The sequence below is a fragment of the Micromonospora deserti genome, assembly GCF_003236335.1.
GTDB classification, from domain to species: Bacteria; Actinomycetota; Actinomycetes; order Mycobacteriales; family Micromonosporaceae; genus Micromonospora; species Micromonospora deserti.
The window spans coordinates 1-4,079 of the sequence record NZ_POUB01000400.1 but is presented as its reverse complement, the minus strand read 5'-3'; the positions used below and the strand labels follow the sequence as shown (position 1 = coordinate 4,079).

At 68.6% G+C, this 4,079-nt stretch carries 6 protein-coding genes and 1 tRNA gene; 5 read left to right on the top strand and 2 right to left on the bottom strand.

The annotated features are described in order from the left end of the window. The first annotated feature begins 155 nt into the window (after positions 1-155). Positions 156-229: transfer RNA gene (locus tag C1I99_RS30050), tRNA-Gly, on the top strand. A gap of 367 nt (positions 230-596) precedes the next feature. On the opposite strand, the gene C1I99_RS30040 is transcribed toward C1I99_RS30050, so the two are convergent. Continuing rightward, positions 597-1,055: a hypothetical protein gene (locus C1I99_RS30040; protein ID WP_111137549.1), complete on the bottom strand. Its 459-nt coding sequence runs from the start codon at positions 1,053-1,055 to the stop codon at positions 597-599. A gap of 560 nt (positions 1,056-1,615) precedes the next feature. On the opposite strand from C1I99_RS30040, the gene C1I99_RS30035 reads away from it, so the two are divergent. Beyond that, entirely contained in the window at positions 1,616-2,101 is a 486-nt protein-coding gene (locus C1I99_RS30035; protein ID WP_146604088.1) for a nuclear transport factor 2 family protein, read from the top strand. Continuing rightward, positions 2,094-3,017 carry an LLM class flavin-dependent oxidoreductase gene (locus C1I99_RS30030; protein WP_111137547.1) on the top strand — a complete coding sequence of 308 codons (924 nt, stop codon included), beginning with the start codon at positions 2,094-2,096 and terminating at the stop codon, positions 3,015-3,017. The genes C1I99_RS30035 and C1I99_RS30030 overlap by 8 nt, the downstream gene beginning before the upstream one ends. Here C1I99_RS30030 and C1I99_RS30025 read toward each other — a convergent pair. Continuing rightward, positions 2,986-3,441, bottom strand: coding sequence for a MarR family winged helix-turn-helix transcriptional regulator (locus C1I99_RS30025; RefSeq protein ID WP_111137546.1), 456 nt, complete (start codon positions 3,439-3,441; stop codon positions 2,986-2,988). The two genes, C1I99_RS30030 and C1I99_RS30025, sit on opposite strands and share 32 nt — an antisense overlap. A gap of 101 nt (positions 3,442-3,542) precedes the next feature. Between C1I99_RS30025 and C1I99_RS30020 the strand changes: the two genes are divergently transcribed. Next, positions 3,543-3,848 (top strand): antibiotic biosynthesis monooxygenase, encoded by a 306-nt coding sequence (locus C1I99_RS30020; RefSeq protein ID WP_111137545.1) that lies wholly within the window; start codon positions 3,543-3,545, stop codon positions 3,846-3,848. Further along, positions 3,848-4,079: alcohol dehydrogenase catalytic domain-containing protein (locus C1I99_RS30015; protein ID WP_438941464.1), on the top strand; the 232-nt coding region annotated here is incomplete at its 3' end. The genes C1I99_RS30020 and C1I99_RS30015, both read left to right, overlap by 1 nt.

Here is a 4,079-nt window from a genome sequence, read left to right as displayed (position 1 = left end):
GTTTCGGGGACAGGGTGTGTCCCGGCGCGTGGAGGCCACACGTTCCCTGAAACTGTGTGGATCTCGGCGGCGCCGGACGCACCGGACTATGCGGCTGCGCGGGTGGCGCGGAGATTGGGTAGGCTGTCGGGCGCGTCCTGCGTGTCGGGGCGTACGCGGGCGTAGCTCAATGGCAGAGCTTCAGTCTTCCAAACTGACGGTGCGGGTTCGATTCCCGTCGCCCGCTCCACAGCCCTCCGGCCCAGGTCAGCGGCGGGAGCCGCCGGTCCTGGGCCGGCTGGCCACTCCCCCGCTTGGATCTTGCGGGCCATCCGTACGCCACTAGCTGCCGTCGCCGTTCTTACGGCCGAGCCTGCCGGGCGCTCCGCCGCTCCATGGCCAAATGCGATCTCACGGTCCGGATCACCGGTCGCGTGCTGGTAGATCAACACAGCCCGCCTGCTCGCGTGGGCCATTCGGTGGATCAGCTCCAGCGTGCTGGCCCCTGAGGCGGCAGCGAGGGTGTAGCCGGTGTGCCGCAGGTCGTGGAAGTGAAAGCCGGGCAGGCCCCGCGCTGCGACCGCCCGCGTCCACTTGACCGCCCCTTGTGGCCCTGGCTAGAAGGGCAAGGTAAGCGTCGTCATCAGTGCGGCGAGCAGGACGTCCGGGGTCTGCGCGAGCATCGTCGCCCGCCAGATCCGACTCCTCGGATTCCATTTCTTCTCGGGCAGATAGTAGACAATCAGCGTCTTCACCCCGTGCATCGCGAACATGAAGAAGGGGAAGAAGGTCAGCCACCCTGAGATGTTGAACGCCCAGTCCTTGACCGTCTCGGTGGCGAATATCGACACCGGGATCAGGACGAGCGCGGTACCGGCAAACACCACCCCGCACAGCAGCAGCCAGGCAACCGACCGGGTCACATGTCGCAGCCCGAGGTCCTCCACCTCCTCGCCCAGCAGACTCGCGTCCTCGATCACCTCGGCGCGCCGCTCCGCAGGCGTCTTGCCGTCAACGCCTAGGAACATGGCGATAGGCCCGGCGAGCCAGCGGACCAGCCACGCCGACAAATCCACGTCGTCTCCCGCACCTCATCAAAGGGAGCAAGAGCGTACAGGTCTGAACGCCGGTCACGACCTGATGGCGAGGCCAGCCCGGCCCATTGCCCACAAGGCCCAGGTAGACCGCATGATCGCGGCACCTGAGCCGTCCGCTCTCCCCATGTTCGATCCTGCATGCCATCCGCGTGCCATTCACCGGCGGCGTCGGCCCTCTCCGGCGATGCGGCGGTTCATCGCCCGGGCCATCTCGCCGTCACGCTCGCCGGTGGCGCGCTGGTAGGTCAACCGGTGGGAACGCTGGATCGGTCAGTGGACGTCGAAGCCGGCGAAGAAATCCACTACCTCACCCGGTCGAGGGCGTACGAAAGTGGCTTGCTGCCCCCAGTCGGCAACGTCGACCGGTCCTCGCCCCGCCTGATCCCTTCCGTGGCCTTCTCCACCCAGCTCTCCGATCCGCCGATCACAGGACGGGCATCGCCAGCGGCCGGTTCCTGGGCTGCTCGTTCCGGGCGAGGGTGGCGTCCCCCTTCAGGCCATCATCCGCCGTATGCAGGGGTGCAGAGTAGTATCATCTGGTGATAGTCAGTAAGAGTGACTATCTGGTCGGACGAGCCGCGATGGAGGTCGTGATGGATGGGAACGGAGTCGCCGATCGGGTCGAGATCATGGAGCTGCTGGGCCGGCACCAGATCTACATCGACCTGAAGGACGCCGACGGCTACGCCGGGCTGTACGCCGAGGACGGCAGCTATGAGAGCCCGTTCGGCGGGTCGACCGGCCGGGCGGCGATCAAGGAGCTGTTCCTGGGTTTGCAGGCCTCGGGGTTCACGGCCGGCAAGCGGCACATGTCCGGGCCGGCGATGATCGACATCGACGGCGAGCGTGCCACCGCCCTGTCGTACTACTGGGTCGCCGAAACCGAGGGCGACCCTGGCGTGTACGCCACGGGTAGCTACCGCGACGAACTGATCAAAGCGGACGGACGTTGGTTGATCAGTCGTCGGGTACAGACCCTCGACGCCAGCTCGGTCAGCGCGGGGACGGCCGGCGGCGATGCCTGAGCCTGGTACGACGGCGCCGAGCGCCGACAGGCGGCCGCTGCAGTTCGGCGTTACCGTCGACCCGACATCGGCGGATCCGGGCGCCCCTGGCCGGCTCGCGCGCGTGGCCGACATCGCTGGCCTGGACCTGGTCGCGGTGCAGGACCACCCCTACCAGCCGACCTTCCTGGACGCCCTGACCCTGATCGCCACGCTCGTGCCACAGACCCGACGGATCCGGTTCGTCACCAACGTCGTGAGCCTTCCGCTGCGGCCCCCGGCGATGCTGGCGAAGGCCGCGGCCAGTCTCGACGTGCTCAGCGGCGGCCGGTTCGAGCTCGGGCTCGGCGCTGGCGGCGCACCGGACGGCATCGCCTCAATGGGTGGCCCGCGCCGCACGCCGGCCGACTCGGTCGCGGCGCTGGAGGAGAGCATCACCGTCGCCCGGCTGATGTGGTCCGGCGGCACCCCGCACTTCGCGGGCCGCCACTACACCCTTGACGGGGTTCACGCCGGGCCCGTACCACCACACCCGATCAACATCTGGCTCGGAGCCATCGGCGATCGCATGCTGGATTTGACCGGTCGCGCCGCCGACGGGTGGCTGCCCTCGTTGCCGTACGTCCCGCCGCAGACCCTGCCCGCACGGCACGCCCGCATCGACGATGCCGCCCAGCGGGCCGGCCGCGATCCCGCGACGATCCACCGCATCTACAACCTCACGGGTCACATCGGTCCGACGGGGTCCCGCCCCCTGAATGGACCTGTCGCCCTGTGGGTGGACGAACTCACCCGCTTCACAGTCGAGCTGGGCATGACCGGCTACCTGTACTGGCCGAACCGCGATCATGAGCGCCAGATCGAGCTGTTCGCCAACGAGGTCGTGCCGGCCGTCCGCGAGGCGGTCAGCTCCGCCAGGCGCGTTGACGGTCGGTGACCTCTTGCAAAAGGCGCTTGAAGTGGGCGTAGCCGTCGGCACCGAGCGCCTGGGCGTGGCGGTGCTCGATCGCGGCCAGGATCGCGTCGGCTCGGGTCATCTGGTCCAGCCCGAGCGGCGTCGGGGCGACCAGCTTTGCCCGTCGGTCGCTCGGATCCGGGCGGCGCTCGACGTAGCCGAGGGCCTCCAGCTCGTCGATCAGCTTGCCGACGACCTGCTTGTGCTGGCCGGACTGGCGGGCGAGGTTCGTCGCGCGGCTGCCTTCGACGTCCAGGTAGGCCAGCACCGCGCCGTGCTGCGGGCGCAGGTTGGGATGGCCCTGCCGGGCCAGGGTGTCGAACAGTTCGTCCTGCACGGCGAAGAGCAGCCGGCCGGCCAGGATACCCAGATCGGGTTTCCTCCGCTTCCGTTCGCTGCGCCGCATGCCGCCCTCTTTAGCCAATTCTGATGACAGTCACCTATGCAAACCGTATGCGGAACTGACCATACCGATTCATACCGCCGTACGTCTCCGAGGGAGCTGTCGTGGCCACAACATTGGAGCTGACCCGGTTCACCGTGGCGCCGGGCGAGGTCGCGGCCCTGCTGGCGTCCCGCCCAGCGATGCTGGCCAACTTTCGTGCCGACAGGGAGGGATTCCTGCAGGCGCACCTGGTGCGGCTACCAGGCGATGAATGGCTGGACATCGTGCAGTGGCGCTCCGCGGCGGACTTCGCCGCATCCCGCGCCAAGGGCGCCAACCGGCCGGGCATCGCCGCGTTCTTCGCGGCGATCGACCAACTGATCGGCGTGGAGGGAGGCGTCATCGCCGACGTGCAGGAGGACCGGTGATGCGGGCTGCCTTCTACGAGCGGCAGGGCCCGGCGCACCAGGTTCTGCAGGTCGGTGACGTACCGACTCCGCAGCCGCGCCCGGGCGAGGTCCGGGTGCGGGTGGCCGTCTCGGGGATCCACGTAGGAGACATCGACAAGCGGCGCGGCTGGTGGGGATCGACGATGGCGTTTCCCCGGGTGATTCCGCACGGTGACGGTGCCGGTGTGATCGACGCCGTCGGAGCGGGGG